Annotated in this window: 23 protein-coding genes and 1 tRNA gene; 13 read left to right on the top strand and 11 right to left on the bottom strand. The window is 64.8% G+C overall.

Annotated features, from left to right (window positions below):
• Nucleotides 1-180: 180 nt before the first annotated feature.
• Together P1K30_RS08635 and P1K30_RS08630 are read right to left on the bottom strand one after the other, a co-directional pair.
• On the bottom strand, nucleotides 181-975 hold the full coding sequence (locus P1K30_RS08635) for a glutathione S-transferase family protein (RefSeq protein WP_275632316.1): 795 nt from the start codon (nucleotides 973-975) through the stop codon (nucleotides 181-183).
• Nucleotides 976-979: 4 nt separating this feature from the next.
• Complete coding sequence (locus P1K30_RS08630) at nucleotides 980-2,500, bottom strand: MORN repeat-containing protein (protein ID WP_379561676.1); 1,521 nt, start codon at nucleotides 2,498-2,500, stop codon at nucleotides 980-982.
• Between the two features lie 139 nt (nucleotides 2,501-2,639).
• On the opposite strand from P1K30_RS08630, the gene P1K30_RS08625 reads away from it, so the two are divergent.
• Nucleotides 2,640-4,298, top strand: coding sequence for an NAD+ synthase (locus tag P1K30_RS08625; protein ID WP_275632315.1), 1,659 nt, complete (start codon nucleotides 2,640-2,642; stop codon nucleotides 4,296-4,298).
• On the opposite strand, the gene P1K30_RS08620 is transcribed toward P1K30_RS08625, so the two are convergent.
• Nucleotides 4,295-5,059, bottom strand: a complete 765-nt coding sequence (locus tag P1K30_RS08620; RefSeq protein WP_275632314.1) for an alpha/beta fold hydrolase — start codon at nucleotides 5,057-5,059, stop codon at nucleotides 4,295-4,297. The genes P1K30_RS08625 and P1K30_RS08620 overlap by 4 nt on opposite strands.
• A gap of 269 nt (nucleotides 5,060-5,328) precedes the next feature.
• On the opposite strand from P1K30_RS08620, the gene P1K30_RS08615 reads away from it, so the two are divergent.
• Complete coding sequence (locus P1K30_RS08615) at nucleotides 5,329-5,919, top strand: NAD(P)H-dependent oxidoreductase (RefSeq protein WP_275632313.1); 591 nt, start codon at nucleotides 5,329-5,331, stop codon at nucleotides 5,917-5,919.
• A gap of 81 nt (nucleotides 5,920-6,000) precedes the next feature.
• Here the strand turns inward: P1K30_RS08615 and P1K30_RS08610 are convergent, their stop codons facing one another.
• On the bottom strand, nucleotides 6,001-6,951 hold the full coding sequence (locus P1K30_RS08610; RefSeq protein ID WP_275632312.1) for a 1-phosphofructokinase family hexose kinase: 951 nt from the start codon (nucleotides 6,949-6,951) through the stop codon (nucleotides 6,001-6,003).
• Nucleotides 6,952-7,015: 64 nt separating this feature from the next.
• Nucleotides 7,016-7,435 carry a metallopeptidase family protein gene (locus P1K30_RS08605; RefSeq protein WP_275632311.1) on the bottom strand — a complete coding sequence of 140 codons (420 nt, stop codon included), beginning with the start codon at nucleotides 7,433-7,435 and terminating at the stop codon, nucleotides 7,016-7,018.
• A gap of 181 nt (nucleotides 7,436-7,616) precedes the next feature.
• On the opposite strand from P1K30_RS08605, the gene P1K30_RS08600 reads away from it, so the two are divergent.
• Nucleotides 7,617-8,045, top strand: coding sequence for a DUF1801 domain-containing protein (locus P1K30_RS08600; protein ID WP_275632310.1), 429 nt, complete (start codon nucleotides 7,617-7,619; stop codon nucleotides 8,043-8,045).
• A 119-nt stretch (nucleotides 8,046-8,164) separates the two neighbouring features.
• Nucleotides 8,165-9,493, top strand: coding sequence for a glutamate--tRNA ligase (gltX, locus tag P1K30_RS08595; protein ID WP_275632309.1), 1,329 nt, complete (start codon nucleotides 8,165-8,167; stop codon nucleotides 9,491-9,493).
• A gap of 48 nt (nucleotides 9,494-9,541) precedes the next feature.
• Here the strand turns inward: gltX and P1K30_RS08590 are convergent, their stop codons facing one another.
• The 6 genes from P1K30_RS08590 to P1K30_RS08565 form a co-directional block, all read right to left on the bottom strand.
• Nucleotides 9,542-11,128 carry an alpha-glucosidase gene (locus P1K30_RS08590; protein ID WP_275632308.1) on the bottom strand — a complete coding sequence of 529 codons (1,587 nt, stop codon included), beginning with the start codon at nucleotides 11,126-11,128 and terminating at the stop codon, nucleotides 9,542-9,544.
• Nucleotides 11,129-11,308: 180 nt separating this feature from the next.
• Nucleotides 11,309-12,049, bottom strand: a complete 741-nt coding sequence (locus tag P1K30_RS08585) for an ATP-binding cassette domain-containing protein (protein WP_275632307.1) — start codon at nucleotides 12,047-12,049, stop codon at nucleotides 11,309-11,311.
• Nucleotides 12,049-13,071, bottom strand: coding sequence for an ABC transporter permease (locus P1K30_RS08580; protein ID WP_275632306.1), 1,023 nt, complete (start codon nucleotides 13,069-13,071; stop codon nucleotides 12,049-12,051). The genes P1K30_RS08585 and P1K30_RS08580 overlap by 1 nt, the downstream gene beginning before the upstream one ends.
• Nucleotides 13,072-13,147: 76 nt before the next feature.
• Entirely contained in the window at nucleotides 13,148-14,077 is a 930-nt protein-coding gene (locus P1K30_RS08575) for a substrate-binding domain-containing protein (RefSeq protein ID WP_275632305.1), read from the bottom strand.
• A 258-nt stretch (nucleotides 14,078-14,335) separates the two neighbouring features.
• Nucleotides 14,336-14,411: transfer RNA gene (locus P1K30_RS08570), tRNA-Ala, on the bottom strand.
• Between the two features lie 83 nt (nucleotides 14,412-14,494).
• A complete protein-coding gene (locus P1K30_RS08565; protein WP_275632304.1) occupies nucleotides 14,495-14,710 on the bottom strand; it encodes a hypothetical protein in 216 nt (71 codons plus the stop codon).
• 260 nt (nucleotides 14,711-14,970) lie between these two features.
• Here P1K30_RS08565 and P1K30_RS08560 point away from each other — a divergent pair, with 260 nt between their 5' ends.
• The 9 genes from P1K30_RS08560 (at nucleotide 14,971) to P1K30_RS08520 (ending at nucleotide 24,585) form a co-directional block, all read left to right on the top strand.
• Nucleotides 14,971-15,534 (top strand): biliverdin-producing heme oxygenase, encoded by a 564-nt coding sequence (locus tag P1K30_RS08560; RefSeq protein WP_275632303.1) that lies wholly within the window; start codon nucleotides 14,971-14,973, stop codon nucleotides 15,532-15,534.
• Nucleotides 15,521-18,082, top strand: coding sequence for an HWE histidine kinase domain-containing protein (locus P1K30_RS08555; RefSeq protein ID WP_275632302.1), 2,562 nt, complete (start codon nucleotides 15,521-15,523; stop codon nucleotides 18,080-18,082). Before P1K30_RS08560 ends, P1K30_RS08555 begins: the two co-directional genes overlap by 14 nt.
• A gap of 264 nt (nucleotides 18,083-18,346) precedes the next feature.
• Nucleotides 18,347-19,054, top strand: a complete 708-nt coding sequence (locus tag P1K30_RS08550) for a FadR/GntR family transcriptional regulator (RefSeq protein WP_275632301.1) — start codon at nucleotides 18,347-18,349, stop codon at nucleotides 19,052-19,054.
• Nucleotides 19,051-20,199: an aminotransferase class I/II-fold pyridoxal phosphate-dependent enzyme gene (locus tag P1K30_RS08545; protein WP_275632300.1), complete on the top strand. Its 1,149-nt coding sequence runs from the start codon at nucleotides 19,051-19,053 to the stop codon at nucleotides 20,197-20,199. Before P1K30_RS08550 ends, P1K30_RS08545 begins: the two co-directional genes overlap by 4 nt.
• A 68-nt stretch (nucleotides 20,200-20,267) precedes the next feature.
• Nucleotides 20,268-21,518 (top strand): ABC transporter substrate-binding protein, encoded by a 1,251-nt coding sequence (locus tag P1K30_RS08540; RefSeq protein ID WP_275632299.1) that lies wholly within the window; start codon nucleotides 20,268-20,270, stop codon nucleotides 21,516-21,518.
• Nucleotides 21,515-22,456: a carbohydrate ABC transporter permease gene (locus tag P1K30_RS08535; RefSeq protein WP_275632298.1), complete on the top strand. Its 942-nt coding sequence runs from the start codon at nucleotides 21,515-21,517 to the stop codon at nucleotides 22,454-22,456. Before P1K30_RS08540 ends, P1K30_RS08535 begins: the two co-directional genes overlap by 4 nt.
• Nucleotides 22,456-23,298 (top strand): carbohydrate ABC transporter permease, encoded by an 843-nt coding sequence (locus P1K30_RS08530; RefSeq protein ID WP_275632297.1) that lies wholly within the window; start codon nucleotides 22,456-22,458, stop codon nucleotides 23,296-23,298. Before P1K30_RS08535 ends, P1K30_RS08530 begins: the two co-directional genes overlap by 1 nt.
• Before the next feature lie 4 nt (nucleotides 23,299-23,302).
• Nucleotides 23,303-24,349, top strand: a complete 1,047-nt coding sequence (locus P1K30_RS08525; protein WP_275632296.1) for an ABC transporter ATP-binding protein — start codon at nucleotides 23,303-23,305, stop codon at nucleotides 24,347-24,349.
• A 113-nt stretch (nucleotides 24,350-24,462) separates the two neighbouring features.
• Nucleotides 24,463-24,585 (top strand): hypothetical protein, encoded by a 123-nt coding sequence (locus P1K30_RS08520; RefSeq protein ID WP_275632295.1) that lies wholly within the window; start codon nucleotides 24,463-24,465, stop codon nucleotides 24,583-24,585.
• Nucleotides 24,586-24,706 lie beyond the last annotated feature (121 nt).

The following is a 24,706-nucleotide window of genomic DNA, read 5'->3' as shown; positions in this document are numbered from 1 at the left end:
TTTTGACGGCAGACCTAGCCGGGATCGCGGGGGAAGTGCACTGGGAGACGGATCAAAATTCGCCCGCCAAGCGCGAATTTGCCGGGTGACTTCGCGTGAAGCAAAGCGCGATCCCGCCCGTTTGAGGAACCAGTCTGAGAGCCGGTGTCCGCCGGAACGTCGCGCTGTCCGGTGCGCGGCCTAGATCAGGCCAAGTTCCGCGTCGCTGGCGACCCGGTCGTACTTGTCGCGCGGCGGCATGGGACGGTCGCGCCAGTCCGGGTCGAAGGTAAAGCTGGACTTCGCGCGCCCGTCGGGAAGGGCCCCGTTCCCGGCGCCGACGGCATAATCATAATACAGCTTCACGATGTGATCGTAGCTGACCTGCTGCGCCGCCGGGTGGGCAAGGCAGGCTTCGCGCCACGCGCGGACGCGGGCGTATTCGGGGCCGGGGGGCAGTTCGAAGCCTTCGTAATAGTCGAGGAACCAGAACCGCATCATCAGCGGGGTGAACACCGTCTCGGCCAGCCCGAAATCGTCGAACAGGAACAGGCCGCCGGGGTTGTGGTGGTCAAGGAAATCGGAAAGCCACGCGTAATGCTCTAGCAGCGCGGCCTTCTTCGTTTCGGACGCGGTGCGGTCGCGGTTCAGGACATAAAGATAACCGGCCATGCCGAATGGCCCTTCGCGCGTGATCATCAGCCGTTCGATGCCGCGTTCGTAGGGGTCCGAGCGTGCCACGTTCGGGCCGCCAAGCGCCTCTTCGACATAGCGCAGGATGACAAGGCTTTCCTTCAGCACGCGACCGTCGCCAAGATCCATGATCGGCAGGGCCGTGGTCCCGCGCGAAAGCTCCAGCAGGGCAGGGTCGCGCGGCTTGGTGATATCGACGACGCGAAACTCGACCGCGTCCTGAAGACCCTTCAGCGCAAGCAGGATTTCAAGCCGTTGCGAGAACGGGCAAACCGGGATGTGGTAAACGACCGGCCGGCTCAATGGCTCATTCCGTCGCGCCGTCGGTGCCGCTGATCTCGGCCGTGCTTTGGTCGAGAACGCCATCGGTCCACATACCCGTCGCAACCTCGCCCGAGGCGTATTCGATCGTGCCTTCGCCCTGGCGGCGGCCGTCCTCGAACTCGCCCTCGTAGACGTCGCCGTTGTAGTAGATCGCGCGGCCCGTGCCCTCGATCTTGCCGCCGGCCCATTCGCCTTCGTAGGTGAAGCTTTCGTCTTCCTCGGTCTCGGGGTCGTCGGGAATGACGATCCGCCCCATGCCCTCGCGCTGGCCGTTCACGAAGCCGCCTTCATAGACGGTGCCGTCGGCATAGGTCGCGGTGCCCTGACCGTGACGCTGGCCGTCCTGCCATTCGCCTTCGTAGGTGTAGCCGTCGGTGTAGGTCATGGTGCCGGTGCCGTGGTTGCGGGCGTTCAGGAACGACCCCTCGTAGACCAGCCCATTGGCGTATTCCGCGCGGCCTTCGCCTTCGATCACACCGCCGCGCCACTCGCCCTCGTAGGACGATCCGTCGGGATAGATGATGCGGCCCTGACCGGCGGCCACGTCGTCGCGGAACTCGCCCACGTAGATCGAACCGTCGGGATAGGTGACTTGGCCTTCGCCTTCGATCCGGCCAGCGACCCATTCGCCAAGGTAGGCGTAGCCATCGGTGCCGTAGAAGCTGCCCTGTCCGTGGCGGCGGTCGTTCAGGAACTGGCCCTCGTAGATGTCGCCGTTCGCGTAGGTGACGGTGCCGTTGCCCTCGCGCTCGCCGTTGACGAAATCGCCCTCGTAGACGTCGCCGTTGGGCTGGGTCAGGGTGCCGGTGCCGTTGATCTGACCGGCGGACCACTCGCCCTCGTAGGTGAGGCTTTCGTCGGCGGGGGTGTCGGGGTTGTCTGCGGTGACAAGCCGTCCTTGGCCCTCGCGCTGGCCGTCGACCAGCGCGCCGGTGTAAACCGACCCGTCGGGATAGGTGATCGTGCCTTCGCCCTGCTTCACGCCGGCGACCCAGTCGCCTTCGTAGACATAGCCGTTCGGGCTTTCCATCCGGCCCTGACCGTCGTGCATCGCATCCACGAAGCCGCCGGTATAGGTCACGCCGTTCGCGTAGACCGCCGTGCCTTGTCCGTTGATCTTGCCGTCGACCCAATCGCCTTCGTAGGTGCCGCCGTCGGCGAAGGTGATCTTGCCCAGCCCCGACGGTTTGCCAGCCTCGAAGTTGCCTTCGTAGACCGACCCGTTGGGGAAGCGCGCGATGCCTTGTCCGCGGATCTCGCCCTCGACCCAAGCGCCGGTGTATTCATAGCCGTTCGGCAGCCGGTAAGTGCCGGTGCCGTGCTGCTTGCCGTCTTGGAACGTACCCTCGTAGACGCCGCCGTCCTCGTACTGTTTCACCTGCACGTCGCCGTCCTGCGCGAAGGCCGCACTGGCCGTCAGCAGGATCGCGCCGCTTAGCGCCAGATTATGAAAACGATTGTTCCGGTCGCGTTTAGCCCGGTAATTCTGCACCCTGCCTCCCATCGGACGGTTCACATCCCCGATCGTGTCGCCATGACCAAAACCTAAAGGCTTGCCCTTGAGCTAGCAACGCTTTTCGCCGCTATCGGCTTTCCTTGGCCGAGGGTTCTGGTTAGACGCAACTCACGATGCGGAGAGTGATATGGCCGACAGGTTTCGTCTGACCCTGGCACAATTGAACCCCACCGTTGGGGCTATTGCCGACAATGCGGACGCCGCGCACGCGGCTTGGCTGAAGGGCCGAGAGGCCGGCGCAGACATGGTGGCGCTGCCCGAAATGTTCGTGACCGGGTACCAGACCCAGGACCTTGTGATGAAGCCCGCGTTCCACCAGCACGCGATGCAGGCGGTCGAGGCGCTGGCGGTGACCTGCGCCGACGGGCCTGCGCTGGGCATCGGCGGTCCGTGGGCCGAGGACGGCGAACTTTTCAACGCCTATTTCATCCTGAAAGGCGGCAAGATCGTCAGCAAGGTGCTGAAGCACAACCTGCCCAACGATCATGTCTTCGACGAGGTGCGGCTGTACGATGCGGGCCCGCTTGGCGGCCCCTACGCCGTGGGCGACACGCGGGTGGGCACGCCGATCTGCGAAGACGCGTGGCACCCCGAAGTGTCCGAGACGCTGGCCGAAACGGGCGCCGAGTTTCTGCTGGTTCCGAACGGGTCGCCCTACTATCGCGGCAAGCTGGAAACGCGGCTGAACCACATGGTGGGCCGCGTGGTCGAGACCGGGCTTCCGCTGATCTACCTGAACATGGTGGGCGCGCAGGATGACCAGATTTTCGACGGTGCGTCCTTCGCGCTGAACCCGCATGGCGAGCTGGCGATGCTGATGCCGGCCTTCGACGAGGAAATCCGCACCATCGAGCTGGAACGCGGCGACGACGGCTGGTGCATCCTGCCAGCCGGAGAAACCCCGCAGCCGGACGAATGGGAACAGGATTATCGGGCGATGGTGCAGGCCACGCGCGACTATTTCGGCAAGACCGGGTTCCGCAAGGCGGTGCTGGGCCTGTCGGGCGGCGTCGATTCGGCGCTGGTGGCTGCTATCGCGGTGGACGCGCTGGGGTCCGAGAACGTGCGCTGCGTGATGCTGCCGTCCGAGTATACCAGCCAGCATTCGCTGGAGGACGCCGAGACTGTCGCAAAGGCGCTGGGCTGCCGCTATGACTATATCCCGATCAGCGGCGCGCGCGCGGCGGTGACAGAGGCGCTGGCGCCCTTGTTCGAGGGCACGACCCCCGACGTGACCGAGGAAAACATCCAGTCCCGCCTGCGGGGCCTGCTGTTGATGGCGCTGTCGAACAAGTTCGGCGAGATGGTTCTGACCACGGGCAACAAGTCCGAGGTCGCGGTGGGCTATGCCACGATCTATGGCGACATGTCCGGCGGCTATAACCCGTTGAAAGACCTGTACAAGACGCGGGTGTTCCAGACCTGCCGCTGGCGCAACGAAAACCACCGCGACTGGATGATGGGCCCCGCGGGCGAGGTGATCACCCCCCGCGTCATCGACAAGCCGCCTTCGGCCGAGCTGCGCGAGGACCAGAAGGACGAGGACAGCCTGCCGCCCTACGAGGATCTCGACCGCATCCTCGAGGCGCTGATCGACGACGAGAAATCGGTGGCCGAGGTCGTCGCGATGGGCTTCGAACGCGACGTGGTGAAGAAGATCGAGCACCTGATTTACATCAGCGAATACAAGCGGTTCCAGTCCGCCCCGGGGGCGCGGCTGACCAAGCGCAGCTTCTGGCTGGACCGGCGTTATCCGATCGTGAACCGCTGGCGCGATCCGTCCTAGGCGTGTAACGGCAGGTGCGCTTCGGCGGGGGCCAGCGCCTCGCGCCGGGCGACGTCGAAATGCTGTTCCAGCAGCAGGCGCAGCTTGCGCGGCTTTCGGGATATCGCCAGCCGCACCACGTCGCGCAGGATGTCGCGGTCCTTCATGTCCTGCACGATGTTGTGCCCCCGCTTGCGCAGGATGAAATGGTGCAGGCGCGCATCCTTCGGAAACCGCTGCCAATGGATACGCTCTTTCATTGCGTCGCCGTGGAAGATGAAATGGTCCCGCGCGGTCGGGTCCAGCGGGCGCACGGTCGGCACCCGGAAGTGCGTGATACCGGATCGCCAGCGCAACCAACGCTGTTCCTCGGGCACCTCGCACGGGTCGGCGGAGTACTGCGGCGAGAAGGCGATGACGCAATCGACGCGGGTCAGGCGGGGCAGGGCAAGCGCCATGAAGCCGCCCATGCTGTTCCCAAGGCACACGACCTCGCGGATGCCCAGCCGTTCGACATGGTGTGCGATCTGCGCGACCAGCATGTCGGCAAAGGCGGTATCGTTCAGCCATGTCCTGCGCCGCTCGGACGCCAGAAGGACGTGGTTTTCGCCGTCGTCCCACGCCGTGCCGATGAATTCGAACGGGGGAACGCTGGCGGGAAGCGTGCCCACGCCGGCCAGCGAGACAACCAGCCGGTCGGACCGCCCCTCGGCATAGCAGATCCGGTGGTCGCCGGTTTCCACAAGGGTATGAAGCAGCGCGGTGCCGGTGGAGCGGTTCAAGCCTGAAAGCCTTGTATGATAAGCCGCGAACGAGCCCTGATACTGTCTTTCGCGCCGATCCCCCAACTGAATCCGTTCGCAGGACAACGCGGCGCAGCCATCGTGTCGCGCGAGTCGCAGACGGGGGGCGGCGCAACCGAAAGGCTACGCTTGATCGCCTAACGTAAAGTGTGTGCAAAGACGAACGATATACGCGCTTTGCTGCACCGAACTGGCGGTGTACGCACCGACGGTTAGGTCATATGTCCTTCCCCAAAGGAGATACCACAATGACCGCACCCAAGATTACCATCGCTTACTATTCCACCTACGGCACCAACTATCAGGTCGCTCTGGAAGCCAAGGCCGCCGCAGAAGCCGCTGGCGCTGAAGTCCGCCTGCGCCGCTTCGCCGAGACCGCCCCGAAAGAGGTCGTCGAAGGCCAGGAAGCCTGGAAAGCCCAGCTAGAGAAGACCAGCGATATCCCGGAAGTCAGCCTCGACGACATGGAATGGGCCGATGGCTATTTCTTCCTGTCGCCGACCCGCTACGGTCAGCCCGCCAGCCAGGTCCGCGCGTTCATCGACACGCTTGGCTCGCTGTGGCAGGCCGGCAAGCTGATCAACAAGACCTTCACCGCTTCGACCAGCGCCCAGACGCTGCACGGCGGCCACGAGATGACCACGATGGCGCTGTACGTCTCGGCGATGCACTGGGGCGCGATCATCGTGGCGCCGGGCTACACCGACCCGATCCTGTTCGAAACCGGCAACCCCTATGGCTACTCGGCCATCGCCGGCGAACTGCCGGAGAACGGCAAGAAAGCCGTCGCGCACCAAGCCAAGCGTCTGGTCGAAACGACCGCGAAGATCATCGCCTGATCGCCTGATCGCGTCCTCTGCGACAGGTTACTGTCCGCGACCCGCCGGAGCAGTCCGGCGGGTTTTTTCGTGAGCGATGCGTCAGACGCGGCCCAGCGTGCACAGCGGCAGCAGGGTATCGACCGTCTCGATTTCGCACAGTCGGGTGCCTTCCGTTGTGCAGGCAGCAGCGGCGGCGGCCACGCCGAACCGCAGGCAGGACGGCAGCGTCTCTCCGCGCGCCAGAGCAAGCGAGAAGGCCCCGACAAAGCTGTCGCCCGCGCCGACCTTGCTGATCACGTCGACCTTGGGCGACACCGCGTGCCATGCCTCGGTTTCGGTGGCCAGCACCGACCCGTCCGCGCCGCGCGCGATGATCACGATCCGCGCCGACCCGCGCGTCACCAGTTCGCGGGCGAAGGCGGCGGTGTCCTCGCGGGTGGTCAGGGACCGCCTGGCCAGCTCCTCGGCCTCGACATCGTCCATGCGCAGGACGTGGATCGCCTCGTAAGAGCCGCGCACAAGGTTGAACAGCGCCGGGCCCGAGGTGTCCACGATCAGCCGCGCCCCGCGCCCGTCCAGGTGTTGCGCAAGGATCGAGGGGAATTCCTTCGCCACGCCCGGCGGCTGGCTGCCCGACAGCACCACCAGCGTGCCGTCCCCCGCCGCCTGATCGATCGAGTTCAGGCCGCGTTCCACGTCCGCCTCGGCCCAGATCGGGCCGGGCATCACGAAGCGGTACTGTTCCATCGTTTGCTGATCGGTCACCGAGAAGGACAGCCGCGACTCTCCCGGCCCCTGAAACGCAACGGTGGGCACGCCTTCCAACGCCAGCAGTTGCAGCAGTTGCGCCCCCGCACCGCCGCCGATGGCGATCATCGCGGTGGCCTGACCGCCCAGTTGCCGCACGGCCCGCGCCACGTTGATACCGCCGCCGCCCGGATCGATGTGCGGTTCGGTGCAGCGCAGCTTGTGCTCTGCGAAGACATGGGGCGAGGACGTCGCGAAGTCGACGGTCGGGTTCAGGGTGACGGTGACGATATCGGTGCGCATGGATCCTCCTGCCGGACGGTCGGGGCCGACACTGGACCGACACGCGCGAAGCCGCAAGCCGTGGTCATTCCCACCAGCGGTCGATCGAGGCGATGTCGTCGTCGGACCACCCAAGATGGTGCGCGATCTCGTGCACCAGCACATGAGTCACCAGCGCGCCAAGCGCCACGTCGCCCCGGTCGATCCATTCGTCAAGGATCGGGCGGCGGAACAGCCAGACCGTATCGGGCTGCAGCGGCTGGTCGAAGCTGGACTTCTCGGTCAGCGGGATGCCGTCGTACAGCCCCGTAAGCGCGAAGGGATCCTCGATCCCGAGATCGGCCAGCATGTCGTCGGGGGCAAAATCCTCGACCCGGATCGCGACACCGGCAACGGCGCGGGCGAAAGAGCCGGGCAGGGTGGCAAGGGCGGCCTCTGCCAGCGCCTCGATCCGGGCAAGGTCGGGGGCGATCTGGTCGGCGGTGTCGGGGGGCGCGTCTGTCATGCGGCGGATACTGGCGCGGGGTTGCGGCGGGGGAAAGGGGCATTCGGCCGGATGGGACGGCGTGGTCCCGGATGGTCGTCCGCTGGCGCACAGCCCAAAAAGCGGGTTCCGGGGCGACAGCCAGCGGGCCGGTCTGGTATCTAGGCGGTCATGGATGGGACGAAGTGGGATCGGTGCCGACATGAGCGGAAACAAGACACAGCCGACCGATGTGCGGGTCGCCGATTTCCTTCAGCAGGTCGAACCGGGCCGCAAGCGTGACGAGGCGCGGCGGCTGGATGCCATTTTCCGCAAAACGACTGGCTTCGCGCCGGTGATGTGGGGTCCGTCGGTGATCGGCTATGGCCGTTATCACTATGTCTACGCCAGCGGGCGCGAAGGGGATTTCCTTGCCAACGGGTTCAGTCCCCGCAAGTCGGCGCATTCGATCTACATCCTGCCGGGTTATGCCGATTTCGGTGACATCCTCGGGCGGCTGGGCAAGCACAAGACCGGCAAGTCCTGCCTGTACGTGACCAAGCTGGCGGATATTGACGAGGATGTCCTGCGCGAGCTGATCCGCGCCGGGCTGGCGGACCTTGCCACGCATTGGCCGGTGATGCCGACCTGATCGCGTGCCAGCAGCGGTCCGGGGCCGCTTGCACCACGTATCGGGCGCCATGCGCGCGGTGGCGATGTGGACAAGACCGCGGCCTTGTGACAGAGGAGCGCGCAAGGAGATTTCGCGCCATGACCATCACCCGTTTCGCTCCGTCGCCCACGGGCTACATCCATATCGGCAACCTGCGCACGGCGCTGATGAACTATCTCATCGCGCGCAAGGCCGGCGGCACCTTCATCCTGCGGATCGACGACACCGATCCCGAGCGGTCGAAAGACGAATACGTCGACGGCATCAAGCAGGATCTCGAATGGCTGGGCCTGACGTGGGACCGCTTCGAACGCCAGTCGCTGCGGCTGGACCGCTATGCCGAAGCGGCGGACGAACTGCGTGCAAAGGGCCGGTTCTACGAGGCGTTCGAGACGCCGACCGAACTGGACCTGAAGCGCAAGAAACAGCTGAACATGGGCAAGCCGCCGGTCTACGACCGCGCCGCACTGGCGCTGTCGGACGACGAGAAGGCCGCGCTGCGGGCCGAGCGGCAGGGCCACTGGCGGTTCAAGCTGGACCACGAGCGGATCGAGTGGACCGACGGCATCCTTGGCGACATTTCGATCGACGCGGCCTCTGTCTCTGACCCGGTGCTGATCCGGGGCGATGGACAGGTGCTGTACACGCTGGCGTCGGTGGTCGACGACATGGACATGGGCGTGACGAACATCGTGCGCGGCTCTGACCACGTCACCAACACCGCAACCCAGATCCAGATCATCGAGGCGCTGGGCGGCACTGCTCCGGGCTTTGCGCACCATTCGCTGCTGACCGGCCCGCAGGGCGAGGCGCTGTCGAAGCGGCTTGGCACGCTGGCGCTGCGCGACCTGCGCGAACGCGGCGTCGAGCCGATGGCGCTGTTGTCGCTGATGGCGCGGCTTGGGTCGTCGGACCCGGTGGAGCTGCGCGGTTCCATCGACGAACTGGTCGAGGGCTTCGACATCACCCGCTTCGGGTCTGCCCCGACGAAGTTCGACGTCGAGGATCTGTTCCCGCTGACCGCCCGCCACCTTGGTGCGCAGCCCTACGAGGCCGTGGCCGAAGACGTGCGGGCGCTGGGCGTGCCCGACGAGCAGGCAGAGCGGTTCTGGAACGTCGTGCGCGAGAACATCACGGTAAAGTCGGACATGGCCGGCTGGTGGGACCTGTTCCGCAAGGGTCCCGATGCCGATGGGGCAGAACTGTCCGACGAGGACCGCGCCTTCGTGGCAGAGGCCTTCGCGATGCTGCCGCCGCTGCCGTACACGCCCGAGACGTGGGGCGCATGGACGTCGGACGTGAAGGAAAAGACAGGCCGCAAGGGCAAGCAGCTGTTCATGCCGCTGCGCCTTGCCATCACCGGCCGCGCGCGCGGCCCGGAAATGGCGGACGTGCTGCCGCTGCTTCAGACCGCACCGAAGATCTGAGGTCGCGCGCCCCGGGGCTGACCCGGGACGCGCCACGCCGTCTTTGGCTTAAGCCAGGCGGGCGATCATCACACCGTTCGGCCCCAGCGCAAGCGTGTCGCCGGTTATCTCGGCGGCTTCTGCCAGCAGGGGCGTCACCTTGCCCGGAAGCGCGAAGGTCGCGGGATCGCCGGACAGGTTGAACACGCACAGGATGTCGTGGCCCCGCGTATAGGCCAGCACGGGTTCGTCTGTCTCAAGGAAGCTTTGCGTGCCGTCCCGCAGCGACGGCTCTGCCTTTCGCAGCGCCAGCATCGCCTTGTAGAACGCCAGCACCCCGTCATCGCCTTGCTGCGCGACGCCGCGGTCAAGCTGCGGCTGTTTCACCGGCAGCCACGTCTTGTTCGCGGTCGAGAAGCCGCCGTTCGGCGCCTTTCCGTCCCACACCATCGGCGTGCGGCAGCCGTCGCGGCCTTTGACCTCGGGCCAGAAATTGATGCCGTCAAGATCGGTCAGCTCGTGGTATTCCAGCTCTGTCTCGACCTGTCCCAATTCTTCGCCCTGATACAGGCAGACCGATCCCTCGAAAGTCAGAAGCAACCCGGCCGCGACCTTGGCGACCGACGCGGTGGTCGGCCCGTGCTTTGTCCAGCGCGAGACATGGCGCATCACGTCGTGGTTCGAGAAAGCCCAGCATGGCCAGCCGTCCGGCGCGCCGCGGAAGAATGCCTGTATCCGCGAGCGGAAGAACTCGGCCGAGAAGGGCGGGCCGAGAAGTTCGAAGGAATAGGCCATGTGCAGGCGGCTGCCGCGGGTGTACTGGCCCATCAGGTCGATGGAATGGTGGCTGTCGCCCACTTCGCCCACCATCGCGCGGGCATCGTATTCGTCCAGCAGCGCGCGCATCCGCTTGAGGTAGTCGAGGTTCTCGGGCTGGTTCTTCGAATGCAGGTGGTACTGCATGTCGTAGGGTTTGTTCGCCGGACCGTCGCGTTTCACCGGATCGGCCGGGTCGTCGGGCAGGCGGGCGTCGTGGAAATAATAGTTCACGGTGTCCAGCCGGAAGCCATCGACGCCCCGGTCCAGCCAGAAGCGCATGTTGTCGAGGTGAAAGTCCTGAACCTCGGGGTTGTGGAAATTGAAGTCTGGCTGTTCCTTCGCGAAGTTGTGGAAGTAATACTGCCGCCGCCGCGTGTCCCATTCCCACGCGGGCCCGCCGAAGATGCCTTGCCAGTTGTTCGGCGTCGCGCCGTCGGGCTTTGGATCGGACCAGACGAACCAGTCCGCTTTTGGATTGTCTCGCGAGCTGCGGGATTCGGTGAACGCCGGGTGCTGGTCCGAGCAGTGCGACAGGACTTGGTCGATGATCACCTTCAGGCCCAGCTTGTGCGCCGCCTCGACCATCGTGTCGAAATCCGCAATCGAGCCGAACACCGGGTCGACGCCGCGATAGTCGGCCACGTCATAGCCCATGTCGCGCATGGGCGAGGTGAAGAACGGGCTTAGCCAGATCGCGTCGACGCCAAGGTCGGCGACATAGGGCAGCTTGTCGGTGATGCCGGGCAAGTCGCCCACGCCGTCGCCGTTGCTGTCCATGAAGGAACGCGGGTAGATCTGATAGGTGACAGACCCGCGCCACCAGTTTTCGTCGGTCATCGCAGTCTCTTTCCAGGCCGCCGCGGGGGGATTCATCCGGAATCCCCGTGAGATACGGGCGGGTTCAGGTTCGAGACAAAAGGAAAGCGCGCCGCCGATCAACTGCGGATGCGCGCCGGGGTTCAGTTTTGCGTGAGGCCCCGCGCGCTGCCCGCGAAACAGGCAGCGGCGCGGGGCGGTTCAGGCGGTTTCGATGGCGCCGGTGATCAGGCCGGTGACCTCTTCCGGCGATGTGCTTGCCACCGGCTTGTCCGCCACCTTGGTGCCCCGCCGCAGGACCACCACGCGGTCCGCGACCGTGAACACGTCGGGCATCCGGTGGCTGATCAGGATCACCGCGTGCCCGGACTCTTTCAGCCGTCGGATCAGGGCCAGCACCTCGGCCACCTGCCGCACGCTGATCGCGGCGGTCGGTTCGTCAAGGATCACCAGCTTGGGGTCGGCCAGCCGGGTGCGGGCGATGGCCACCGCCTGCCGCTGCCCGCCCGACATCGACCGGACAAGGTCGCGGGGGCGGGTTTCCGACTTTAGCTCGTCGAACAGCTGCTGGGCGCGACGGCTCATGGCGCCGCGGTCAAGGAACCGGAATGGGCCGATCCCGCGCGTCAGCTCGCGCCCGAGAAACACGTTCAGCGCCGCCGACAGGTTGTCGCACAGGGCAAGGTCTTGATGGACAAGCTCGATCCCGGCCTCACGCGCCTCGGCGGCGCGCTGGAACCGGACCGGCTGACCGTCAAGGACCATCTCGCCCTCGGACGGCATGAAGCTGCCTGCGATGATGCGCACCAGCGTCGACTTGCCGGCGCCGTTGTCGCCCATCAGGCCGACGACCTCGCCATGCGCGATGTCGAGGTCGATGCCGTCAAGCGCCTGAATGGCGCCGAAGTGTTTCGCGATACCGCGCAGGGAAAGAACGGACATCAGGCCTTGCTCCTTGCGGCGGCGTACTGGTCGATGGCGACGGCGGCGACAAGGATCAGGCCGATGACGATCTGCTGCACGAACGAGGACACGTTCATCAGAACCAGTCCGTTGCGCAGCACCCCGATCAAAAGCGCGCCGACCACGGTGCCGAAGATCGTGCCCACCCCGCCGAACAGCGAGGTGCCCCCGATCACCACGGCGGCGATCACGTCCAGTTCCAGCCCCATGCCCGCGACCGCCTCGGCAGAGTTCAGACGGGCCGACAGCAGGAAGGTCGCCAGCCCGCACATGGCGCCGACGATGACATAGGCCGCCAGCGTGACGCGGCGGACCGGGATGCCGTTCGCTTCGGCCGCCTGCGCGTTGCCGCCGACCGCATAGACGTGCAGCCCGAAGCGGGTGTGCCGCAGGACGATATGGGCCACGATGGCGGCCGCGACGAAGATGATGACCGGAACCGGGATGGAGCCGATCCGTCCCTGTCCCCACCAGCCGTAGTCCGGGCTGAAGCCGCTGATCGGCCCGCCGCCCGAAAACAGCAGTGCCGCGCCGCGAAAGGCGGTCATCCCGCCCAGCGTCACGACGAACGGCGGCACCCTGAGCCGGGTGATCGCAAGCCCCTGCAACACGCCGCACGCGGCGCCCACCGCAAGCGCGGCAAGAAAGGCAAGGATCACCGGGTTTCCGGTGTCTGCGGCGGTGCCGATGGCAAAGCGGCTTTCCAACCCTCCCTTGGCCACGTAGGCGCCGACCAGCCCGGCCAGCGCGACGATGGCGCCGACCGACAGGTCGATGCCGGCGGTCAGGATGACGAAGGTCATTCCAATCGCGATCAGGCCCGAGATCGACACCTGCCGGAACACGTTCAGTACGTTCAGCGGGTGCAGGAAGCGCGGTTCAAGCACGGCGAAGGCCACGATCAGAAGCAGAAGGAAGATCGGGGCCGAGTGGCGGGACACAAGGTCGACGGGATCGATGCGGGGCCGGGCTGTCCCGCGCGATCGGTTCTGAATTGTCATATGGAAACGGGTCGCTGCTGAAGAAACGGACGTATCCGGCCCGCGCGCGGTGCGGGCGGGCCGGGACTTGCGGTGCTTACTCGATCTCGCTCAGGCGTTCGGCCTGATCGAGGTTGTCCTTCGTCAGCGCGAAGGGTTCGAGCAGGGTCAGCTTTTCGGGCTCTGTCCCGTCGCGCAGATAGGCCAGCAACGCCTCGAGCGCGCCGGCGGACTGGGCGCCGGGGGTCTGCTCGATGGTGGCGGTCAGGGTGCCGTCCCGGATTGCCGCCAGTGCCTCGGGAAGGGCGTCGAAGCCGATGATCGCGATATCCAGCCCCTGTTCCTGCACCACCTGCATCGCGCCAAGCGCCATGTCGTCGTTGGCAGCCACGATCACGTCCGGCGGGCTGTCGAGACCGGCAAGGATCGCCTCGGTCACGCTGGCGCCTTCCTCGCGGGCAAAGTTGGCGGTCTGCTCGGCGACGATCTCGTACTTGTCGGACATTCCGTCGAGGATGTTGTGCAGGCCCGCGTTCCGGTCGATGGCCGGGCTGGCGCCGGGCTGGCCCTGCAGGTTCACGATCCGCGCCCCGTCGGGGAACAGCTTGGTGATCAGATCGGCCTGCGCCTCGCCGCCCTTCACGTTGTCCGCGCCGACGTGACCCAGAACGTCCACGCCCTCCACCGCGCGGTCGACCGTGATCACGGGAATGCCGGCTTCGACCGCCTGCCGGACCGCAGGCGCCATCGCGACCGAGTCGAGCGGGCTGATGACGATGCCGTCGACGCCGCCAATAATCATCGCCTCGACATCGGACGTCTGCTTGGTGGTCTGGTTCTGTCCGTCGTAGTTCTCGACGGTGACGCCGAGTTTTTCACCTGCAGCATTGAATTCATTCTGCATGTGCACAAAGAACGGGAACCCGAGATTGGGGACCGAAAATGCAACCGTTTCATCCGCAGCAAGAGCTGGCGATGAGGCAAGCGTCAAGGAGAGCGCTAGGCCCTTCAGAAATTTGTGTTTCACAGTATCCTCCCAAAGATAACGCCGGTTTCGACGAATCGATGCCAGCGGTTAACTTTAGACCCATTCGCGCAGTATTTGCATTTTGATAATTTTGGGCCGGGAAGGGAGCTGAATTCGGTCGCGCAACAATATATCGCGGCCGTAACTTATGCTTTGGGATTCAGGTATTTGGCGCACGGACGCGAACGACAAGCTGCGTCGGCCGGATGAGACGCAGTCGGACATCGCGGTGCAGGGTCGCTTGGTCTGTCAGAGAATTGGTGGAGCCGATCGGGATCGAACCGACGACCTCGTCATTGCGAACGACGCGCTCTCCCAACTGAGCTACGGCCCCACTGGCGCGCTATTTGTCGGTTTTCGCATGCGGTGTCAAGCGGCGCGGCGTCCGTTGTGCAGGGCGTGACCGGGTGCTTTCGGTCAGTCCCGTTCGGCCCGTGCGCGGACCGCGTCGTCGTCCCAAGCGATGAAGAACTCCCACAGGCAGAATAGGCCCAACACCGCGAAGATTGCGGCCCAGCCGGGATTGCCAAGCGCCAGTTCCAGACCGCTCCACCCAAGGCAGGCGGCAACGGTGGCAAGCCGGCGCCAGACGGGGAGGAAAAAGGGGTGCTGCAGGTCGAAGAACTGTCTCATGCGGGTGTTTTAACCCGCGCCGCAGGCCGGCGCCATCGCGCAAAGCCGCGCCGTCCCCGCGATTGACGCGAAAACAGGCCTGTCCGGTCCAAAACCCTATCCGTGCGAAAAGTTTAGATAAATTTCCTCGTGCCGGCGCGGAGGCGAAAATTCTCTTTCAATTCAATGCATTTTATCTGATTTTTCCTTGCCTACGACAAATTTCGAAGCATCTTCAGCGGGCGTAGGCCCCTAGAATGGGCCTGGGATATGGATAGTCTGTGCTGAACGACGTTAATTTGCGCACCCGGCTGCGGGTGGGCACGCGGAAAGAACACGAAGCCTTGGATGCGAAGCTGGCCGGGTTGGACCTGACGTCCACGGACGGCCTGTCCCGTTTCCTGCAGGTGCAGGCAGCGGCCTTGCCGCGCATCCGCATCTCGGAGGGTGTCGCGCGTTCGGCAGAGCTTGCCGACGACCTGCTGGCCAGCCTGCGGCTGGACCTTGCGGTGCTTGGCGTTCCCGAACTTCCCGAAGGCCCGGACGTCGAGGTGCACGCGCTGGCGATGGACTATGTCGTCCTCGGCTCGCGTCTGGGCACGGCTGTGCTGCGCAAGACATGGGCGGTGGCCGATAATCCGCTGGTGCAGCGCGCCAGCCGGTATTTCGAGGCACCCGCGCGCCCCGACCTGTGGCGCACCTTCTGTGTCGAGACGGGGCAAATGGAAGCAAACGGAGCGCAGGCGGACCGGATGGTCGATGACGTCCGCGCGCTGTTCAGGCTGTATGACGACTGTGCCGGTCAGGCGCTTAAGGCAGGACGTACGATCAATGAACTCACCTGATCGGGGAGCGACCGATTTCGCCGTGGACCTGACGAACTGTGATCGCGAGCCGATCCACATTCTTGGCCACGTCCAGTCCTACGGCTGCCTTTTGGCGGTGTCGCCCGATTGGTTCGTGGCGCACCTGTCCGCGAACTGTCAGGAGATGCTGGGGCTGGACCCCGACACGGTTCTGGGCGTTCCGCTGACCGAGTTTCTGCCGACCGAAACGGTGCATGTCCTGCGATCCAAGCTGCAACTTCTGGATGCCGGCGACAGCGTGGGTCGGATCTTTGCCTTCGACGTGTTCGGTGACGGGCGGCTGTTCGACGCGTCGCTGCACAGGTCCGGACATTTCTATATCTTCGAATTCGAACCCCGCACCGCGACCGGCGCGGATGGCAGCGAGATGGCGATGGTGCAGGGCCTGATTTCCCGGGTGCAGCGCAATCGCACGGTCGAGGATATGGCGCAGGATGCGGCCCGGGGTCTGAAGGCGCTGATCGGAATCGACCGGGTCATGGTCTATCGGTTCGAGGAAGACGACAGCGGCACCGTGATCGCAGAAGCCCGCGAGCCGCAGCTAGAGGCGTATCTTGGACTGCACTACCCCGCGAGCGACATCCCCAAGCAGGCGCGCGAGCTGTACACCCGCAGCCCCCTGCGGCTGATCGCGGATGTGAACGACACGCCGTCGCCGGTGATCCCGGCGGTCGGGCCGGACGGCAAGCCGCTGGATCTTTCGCTTGCGGCGACGCGGGCCGTGTCGCCGATCCACCTTGAATACCTGCGCAACATGGGGGTCGAGGCATCGCTTTCGGTGTCGATCCTGCGGCGCGGCAAACTGTGGGGCCTGTTCGCCTGCCACCACTATGCGCCGTTCTATATCGGCTATGACATGCGCAGCGCCGTCGAACTGTTCGCGCAGCTGTTCAACTATGAACTCGCGCAGGCAGAGACCGATTTGGAACTGGCCGAAATTGACCGGGCGCAGGGCATGCACGACCGCGTGCTGGCCCAGATGTCCGATGGTCAGGACTTGGTGGACACGTTCGACTTCGTTGCGCGTGAAATGGCAGACGTGATCCCCTTCGACGGCATCGCGATCTTCTCGAACGGTCACTATCAGGCGCGCGGTCTTGCTCCGACGGAGGAAGAATTCATGGGCCTCGCGCGGTTCCTGAACACCGCGCAGATGAATCAGGTCTACGCGACCGATTGCATCGCCGAGAGGTATCCGCGCGGCGCCGACTTTGCGGAACGGGCGGCCGGGCTGCTGGCGCTGCCGATCTCGCGGTCGCCGCGCGACTACATCGTGCTGTTCCGGCAAGAGGTGGCGCGAACGGTGAACTGGGCGGGCAACCCGGAAAAACCGGCAGAGGTGGGGCCGAACGGCGTTCGGCTGACCCCGCGCAAAAGCTTCGAGGCGTGGCAAGAGGTCGTGAAGGGCCGCTCTGCCGCGTGGAAGCCGGGCGAACGGCGCGCCGCCGATGCGCTGCGCGTGACCCTGCTGGAAATCGTGCTGAAGCTGACCGACGAGGCGGCCGAGGCGCGCCAGAAGGCGAATGACCAGCAAGAGCTGTTGATCGCCGAATTGAACCACCGCGTCCGCAACATCCTGAACCTGATCCGCGGGCTGGTCAGTCAGGGCAAGGGCGGTGCAGTGAACATTCAGGCGTACGGCGAGGTTCTGGATGCACGTATCCATGCCTTGGCCCGCGCCCACGACCAGCTGACGCAGAAAGAATGGCACTGGGTTTCGCTCAAGTCGCTGATCCGGACCGAGGTCCGCGCCTTCCTGTCGGACAAGGCGGATCGCGTCCACATCGCCGGGCCGGACGTCGATCTGTCGCCGACCGCTTTCACCACGATGGCGCTGGTCGTGCACGAACTGGTCACGAACTCTGCGAAATACGGCGCGCTCAGTGACAGCTCCGGGTCGGTCGACATGGCGATCGAGCTTCGGCCCGATGGCGGTGCCGAACTGGGCTGGCGCGAAAAGGGCGGGCCTCCGGTTCAGGCCCCGACGCGTAAGGGCTTCGGGACCACGATCATCGAACGGTCGGTACCGTTCGAGCTGAAGGGCACGGCGCATGTCGAATACAAGGTGACAGGCGTGGTGGCGAATTTCGGCATCCCCGCCGCGCACGCCGAGGTGTCAGAGGATCAGGAAACGGACGCAACCGAAGCCGTCACGACGAACGACGTGTCCGACGCGAAGTTCGAGGGTACGGCGCTGGTGGTCGAGGACAACATGATCATCGCGATGGACGCGGCGGACATGCTGGAACACCTTGGCGCGTCTTCGGTCCGGACGGTTGCGAGCGTTGCGGATGCATTGCACGCGATTGAGGATGCGCAGCCCACCTTCGCGCTGGTTGACGTCAACCTTGGGGACGAAACCTCGCTGCCCGTGGCCGAACGGTGCAAGGAGCTTGGGGTGAAGTTCGTGCTGGCCACCGGGTACGGCGCAAGCGACGACATCATCGAAGCTTATCCGGGCGTTCCGATCCTGAAGAAGCCCTATACGATCGAACACATCGCCGAGGCTTTGGCGACCCTGTTCTAGGTCCGCCGGCCACCGGCCTTCCGTCGCACCATCCGTTTCACGCGATTCCCCCTTTGGCGCGCAGCCAAGGGGGGCTTTGGCGTTTGCCGTCCACGCCCGCCGCCGCCGTGACAGGCGGCTTGGGTTGGTGCTGACTTATACCCCTGCCGCTAACCTTCCCGCGCTGTTGGAATTTTTCCAGCTGCGTCAGGACGTCTGACATAGATTCCAACAATGTCCGACAAAGTGGATTGACTTTGTCGGACATTGTGAGACGTTTCATCCATGAATGACGACACCCCCGAACTTGGATCCGGCAAGCCGCGAGAGGTTCTCGACGCGGTGGCCGAGATGATCGTCGCCCGCGGCATCGGCGTGGGGGATCGTCTGCCGCCCGAGATCGAGCTGGCGCGCGAGTTGGGTGTGGGGCGGTCGACCGTGCGCGAGGCGCTGCGGTCGTGGCAGTCAATGGGGATCGTGACGCGCAACAAGGGGGCGGGGACGGTCCTGCGCGCGCCGATCAGCGCCCAGTCGATGCAGTTTCCGCTGTCGATCTCGCTTGAGGCGCAAAGCCTGATGCGGACGCTCGAAGTGCGCCGCCCGCTAGAAGTCGATTCCGCAAGGCTGGCCGCCGTGCGCGCCGACGAACGCCAGCGGCACGAGATCATGACCCGCATGTACGAACTGATGGACGCGTTGGACTCCGGCGCGGACTGGCGCCCGCAGGACCACGCCTTTCACGCCGCGATCCACGAGGCCACCGGCAACCCGCTTTACAAGCAGTTGGTCGATCAGCTGCAGCACGCGTTTCACGCCGTCTACGAGGCGCCGTTCGGCGAGCCGCAGTTGGGAACGGATTCGATCCCGCTGCACCGGCCCTTGGCAGAAGCGATCCGCGACGGCGACCCGGACGGCGCCGCACGGATCATGAACGACATTCTCGACTTGGTGGAAAAGGCCACGCAGTCGAAGATCGGAGACACCGACGCATGACCGACGACAGCATCGACACATTCCTCGCCCAGCCGTTCGGCGGGGGTGAAGGGTCGGTGACACCCCCGATCTATCAATCGTCGCTGTTCACCTTCGACGACTTCTCGGCCTTCGAGGCGCGGATGTCGGGGCAGGGGAACCGCACGCTGTATTCCCGCGTGCAGAATCCGACGCAGGACGCGTTCGAGCAGATGATGGCCAAGCTGGAAGGCGGCGAGGCCGCCGTGGGCTTTGCCAGCGGCATGGCGGCGATCTCGTCCGTGCTGTTCGCGTTCCTCAAGCCGGGCGACCGGCTGGCCTGTGTCGAGCACGTCTATCCCGACGCCTACCGCCTGATGGAACGGATGCTTGGGCCGTGGGGCGTAGAGGTCACGTATCACTCGGTGACCGAGCTTCAGGATAATCCGGATACGCTGAAGGGCGCGGCGCTGGCGTATCTTGAAAGCCCCAACTCGATGATGATGCAGGTGATGGACCTGCGGAAGGTGGCGGACCACGCGAAGGCGCACGGCTGCCTGACGGTCGTCGACAACAGCTGGGCGACGCCCGTGTTCCAGACGCCGCTGGCGCTGGGCATCGACATCGTCCTGCACTCGGCCTCGAAATACATCTGCGGGCATTCCGACACCGTGGCCGGTGTGGTTGTCGCGTCGGACGAACATATCGCCCGCATCCGCGACCTGACGCTGCCGCTGCTGGGTGGCAAGCTGGCGCCGTTCGAGGCGTGGCTTCTGGTGCGCGGCCTGCGCACGCTGCCGGCCCGGATGCGTGAACACCAGCGGACCGCCGACCTGTTCGTCGACCGGCTTGGCGCGCGCCCCGAGGTCGTGACCGTCAACTCTCCGGGCCCGAACTCTGTCCCCGGTCTGAAGGGGCGGTCCGGTCTGATGTCGATCGAGTTCACCAAGGACATCGACGTCCGCAAGTTCGCCGACGCGCTGAACCTGTTCCACTACGGCGTCAGCTGGGGCGGGTTCGAAAGCCTGATCGTGCCCACGGCGATCACGCTGGCGCAGGCCGGGCCGAAGAACTCGCTTCAGGCATTCGGGGTGCCGGACACGATGGTCCGTATCTCGCTGGGGCTGGAGGACGCCGAGGCGCTTTGGTCCGATTTCGAATCCGCTCTGGTCACGGCCGGAAGCTGAACAAGAAGGCCCGCCGAACGGGCCCCACGCACACAGAAAAACCCATTCAACAGGGAGCTAGAGGAAGAATGAGAAAACTGACAGGAACCACCGCGCTCGCGCTGCTGCTCGCCACCGGCGCGCAAGCTGCCGACCTGAAGCTGGTCGAGGTGATCACCAGCCCCGAGCGCACCGAGACGCTGACGGAAATGGTCTCGGCTTGGGAAGAAGAGACCGGCAACACGGTCGAGATCGTGTCGCTGCCGTGGGGCCAGGCGTTCGAGAAGTTCGCCACGATGGTCGCTGGCGGGGACATCCCCGACGTGGTCGAGATGCCCGATCGCTGGCTGGCGCTGTACGGCCCGCAGCTGATGGACCTTCAGCCCTACTTCGAAGGCTGGGAACATGCCGACACGCTGACCGAGACCACGGTCAACATGGGGTCCGCCACTGCGGACGGGTCGTTCAAGGAAATTCCCTACGGCTTCTACCTGCGCGCCATGTTCTACAACAAGGATCTGCTGGCCGAGGCGGGCGTCGAGGGCGTGCCGGAAACGATGGAAGAGTTCCGCGACGCCTCCGCCAAGGTGTCCGAGCTTGACGGCAAGTACGGCTACTGCCTGCGCGGCGGTCCGGGCGGCCTGAACGGCTGGATGATGATGGCCGCCAACATGATGGGCTCGCCCGAGTTCTTCGATGCGGACGGCAAGGCCACCATCAACTCTCCCGAGGCGGTCGAGGGCCTGCAGTTCCTGATCGACATCTATCAGGACGGCCTTGCCCCGCGTGACGCCGTGTCTTGGGGATTCAACGAGATCGTCGCCGGCTTCTATTCGGGCACCTGTGCGTTCCTCGATCAGGACCCGGACGCGCTGATCGCCGTGGCCGAACGGATGGACGCCGAAAGCTTCGCCGTCGCACCGATGCCGAAGGGACCGGACGGCAAGTCCTTCCCGACCATCGGCTACGCCGGCTGGGCGGCGTTCGACAGCTCGGAAGCGAAGGACGAGGCATGGTCGCTGATCGCGCACCTGTCCAGCCCCGACCAGAACCAGACGTGGGCGCAGCGGGTGGGGGTCATCCCGATCCACAAGGGCGCCGACCAGGACCCGTACTTCCAGTCCGAACAGTTCTCGGGCTGGTTCACGGAATTGAACGACCCGGCATGGGAACCGCTGACCATGCCGACGTACCTCGAGGGCTTCGGCTATTTCGCCGACTCGATCGCTCTCGAGACCTCCCAGCAAGCGTTGCTGGGTGAAATCTCCGCCCAGGACATGGCCGACGAATGGGCCGAGTTCCTGACCGAAGAGTACGAGAAGTATCAGGCGGCGAAGTGACTCCACTCACGGACACAACTGACGCGACCGGGGGCATCCCCCGGTCGCGCTTTGGCCGGGCCTACCTGCGCTATGCGGTAGAGCCTTGGATGTATCTGTCACCGGCGGTTCTGCTGATCTGCTTCGTGATGCTGATCCCTCTGGCCATCGGGATTTCCTATTCGGTGCAGTCAATCAACCTGCTGCGCCCTTTCCAGACCGGCTTTGTCGGACTGGAGAACTTCGCCGACCTTGGCGATGACAACAAATTCTGGCTCGCCTTGAGCAACACCTTCTGGTGGACCTTCGGCTCGGTGACGCTTCAGTTTCTTCTTGGCCTCGGGCTGGCTTTGCTGCTGTCGCGGCCGTTCCACGGCAAACGCGTGGTGCAGGCGCTGGTGTTCCTGCCGTGGGCCGTTCCGACCTTTCTGATCGCGCTGACGTGGTCGTGGCTTCTGAACCCGGTGATCGGGCCGTTGCCGCACTGGTGGGCGGCGATGGGCCTTTTGGAAGAGCCGTACAACATCCTGTCGAACCCCGACACGGCGATGTGGGGACCGATCATGGCGAACGTCTGGTACGGCGTGCCGTTCTTCGCGATCACCCTGCTGGCGGCGCTGCAGTCGATCCCGCACGAACTGTACGAGGCAGCCGAGATCGACGGCGCCTCGCGCTGGCAGAGCTTCACTAAGATCACCCTGCCGTTCCTTGGGCCGATGATCGCGATCACGGTGATGCTGCGCGCGATCTGGATCGCCAACTTCGCCGACCTGATCTTTGTGATGACGGGCGGCGGGCCCGCCAACTCTACGCAGATCCTGTCGACCTACATCTTCACGACGGCGTTCCGCAAACTGGACTTCGGCTATGCGTCGGCCATCGCGGTGGCGTTGCTGGGCGTGCTTCTGGTCTATGCCGCGATCCTGCTGTTCATCCGCGCAAAACTGGTGAAAACCTGATGGCCAGTATTTCCAGACCCTCGCCGCTGGCGGTCACCGGCAAGTACCTTGCCATCGCGGCCTATGTGATCTTCGCGCTGTTCCCGCTGTACTGGCTGCTGAAAATCGCGCTGACGCCCGACCGGATGATCTATACCGAGGGCACCGCGCTGTGGCCTTCGACGCTGACCTTCGACAATTTCCGCGCCGTGATCTTCACGTCGGACTTCCTGTCGTATTTCAAGAACTCGGTCATCGTCTCGCTGACGACCGCCGCCGTCACGGCGCTGGTCGCAGCCGCCGCGGGGTACGCCTTTTCCCGCTTCCATTTCCGGGGCAAGCGGTGGGTCGTCGTGCTGATGCTGCTGACGCAGATGTTCCCACTGCTGATGATCATCGCGCCGATCTACAAGATCGTCGCGGGGCTGGGGATGCTGAACTCGCTGACGTCGCTGATCGTCGTCTACGTGGCGTTCAACGTGCCCTTCGCGACCTTCCTGATGCAGAGCTTCTTCGACGGCATCCCGAAGGACCTTGAAGAAGCCGCGATGATCGACGGCTGCACCCGGTTTCAGGCGCTGTGGAAGGTGATCCTGCCGCTGACGCTTCCGGGGCTGGGCGCGACGCTGGGCTTCGTGTTCACCGCCGCGTGGTCCGAGCTTTTGTTCGCGCTGATGCTGATCAACTCGAACGACGCGATGACCTTCCCGGTCGGGCTGCTGACCTTCGTCAGCAAGTTCTCAGTCGATTGGGGGCAGATGATGGCCGCTGGCGTGCTGGCGCTGATCCCGTCCTGTCTCTTCTTCCTGTTCATCCAGAGGTACCTTGTACAGGGCCTGACCAGCGGCGCCGTGAAAGGATAATCCGATGGCCGAGATGGAACTGAAATCCGTGCGCAAGGCCTACGGGAACACCGAGGTCCTGCGCGACATCGACCTGAAGATCGAGGACGGCGAGTTCGTCGTTCTGGTTGGGCCGTCGGGCTGTGGCAAGTCCACCCTGCTGCGCATGATCGCGGGGCTGGAACCGATCTCGGGCGGTGCATTCACCATCGGCGGCCAGCCGATGAACGACGTGGCACCGCGCGACCGGGACATCGCGATGGTGTTCCAAAGCTACGCCCTGTACCCGCATATGTCGGTCGAGCGGAACATGGGCTTCTCGATGGAGATCCGGCGCGAGCCGGTGGCCAAGCGCAAGGGGCCGGTCGCCGAAGCGGCGCAGACGCTGGGCCTGGACAAGCTGCTGGACCGTTTCCCAAAGGCCCTGTCGGGCGGGCAGCGGCAGCGCGTCGCGATGGGGCGCGCCATCGTGCGCGATCCCAAGGCCTTCCTGTTCGACGAACCGCTGTCGAACCTCGATGCCGCGTTGCGGGTCGAGATGCGGCTGGAGATCGCCAAGCTGCACCAGCGGCTTGGTGCGACGATGGTCTACGTGACCCACGATCAGGTCGAGGCGATGACATTGGCCGACCGTATCGTTGTGCTGAACGGCGGCGACATCCAGCAGGTGGGGTCGCCCTTGGATCTGTACGATACGCCGGCGAACCTGTTCGTCGCGCAGTTCATCGGCTCGCCCAATATGAACGTGTTCGACGTGACACCCGTCGACGGTGGCGTGCGGCTTGGGAACGGCACCGTGCTGCCCGGACCCGCAGAGGCGCGCCATCTGGGCATCCGGCCCGAGCATGTCGAGATCGTCGAGGACAGCGGCGACGTCACCGCGACGGCGCAACTGGTCGAGCGGCTGGGCTCGGATACCAACATTTACACGGATATCGATGGGGCAGGGCCCTTGTTGGTTCGGGTCAGCGGGAATGTGGGGCTGAAGCCGGGCGACCGAGTGACCCTACGTTACAACCCCGCTCGGTTGCATTTTTTCGGCGCGGACGGAGCCGCTTTGCCGCGAACCTGACCGGGATTTTCGCTAATTCATTGAAATCTTTAACCTTTGCCGGAAAACCGGCAAGGGTGTCCTAAAGGATAGCTGTACTAAGGGATATGTATGCGCAGGTGATTAACTCGCTTATGACGTGCGCCATAGAGTTCATCACCAACTCAGGAGTATCCGAAATGTCGCTGTTCAAGAACGTCAGCCTGCCGATCGTCGAGATCGCCTTCTTCCTTGTCCTGATCGGAGTGTTTGCGTGATGACCATGCTGTCCCATGAGTTCGCTGCCGCCGAAGCCGTCGCCAAGCCGCTGGCCGCCCGTCTTGAAGACCTGCGCGCCGCCCAGATGCCCGTCGTCCCCGGCATGCCGCACCCGCCGCG

The sequence above is a fragment of the Psychromarinibacter halotolerans genome (assembly GCF_029168315.1).
Lineage (GTDB): Bacteria > Pseudomonadota > Alphaproteobacteria > Rhodobacterales > Rhodobacteraceae > Psychromarinibacter > Psychromarinibacter halotolerans.
Note: the sequence above shows the minus strand (reverse complement) of the source record. Positions and strands in the feature narration are given on the sequence as shown.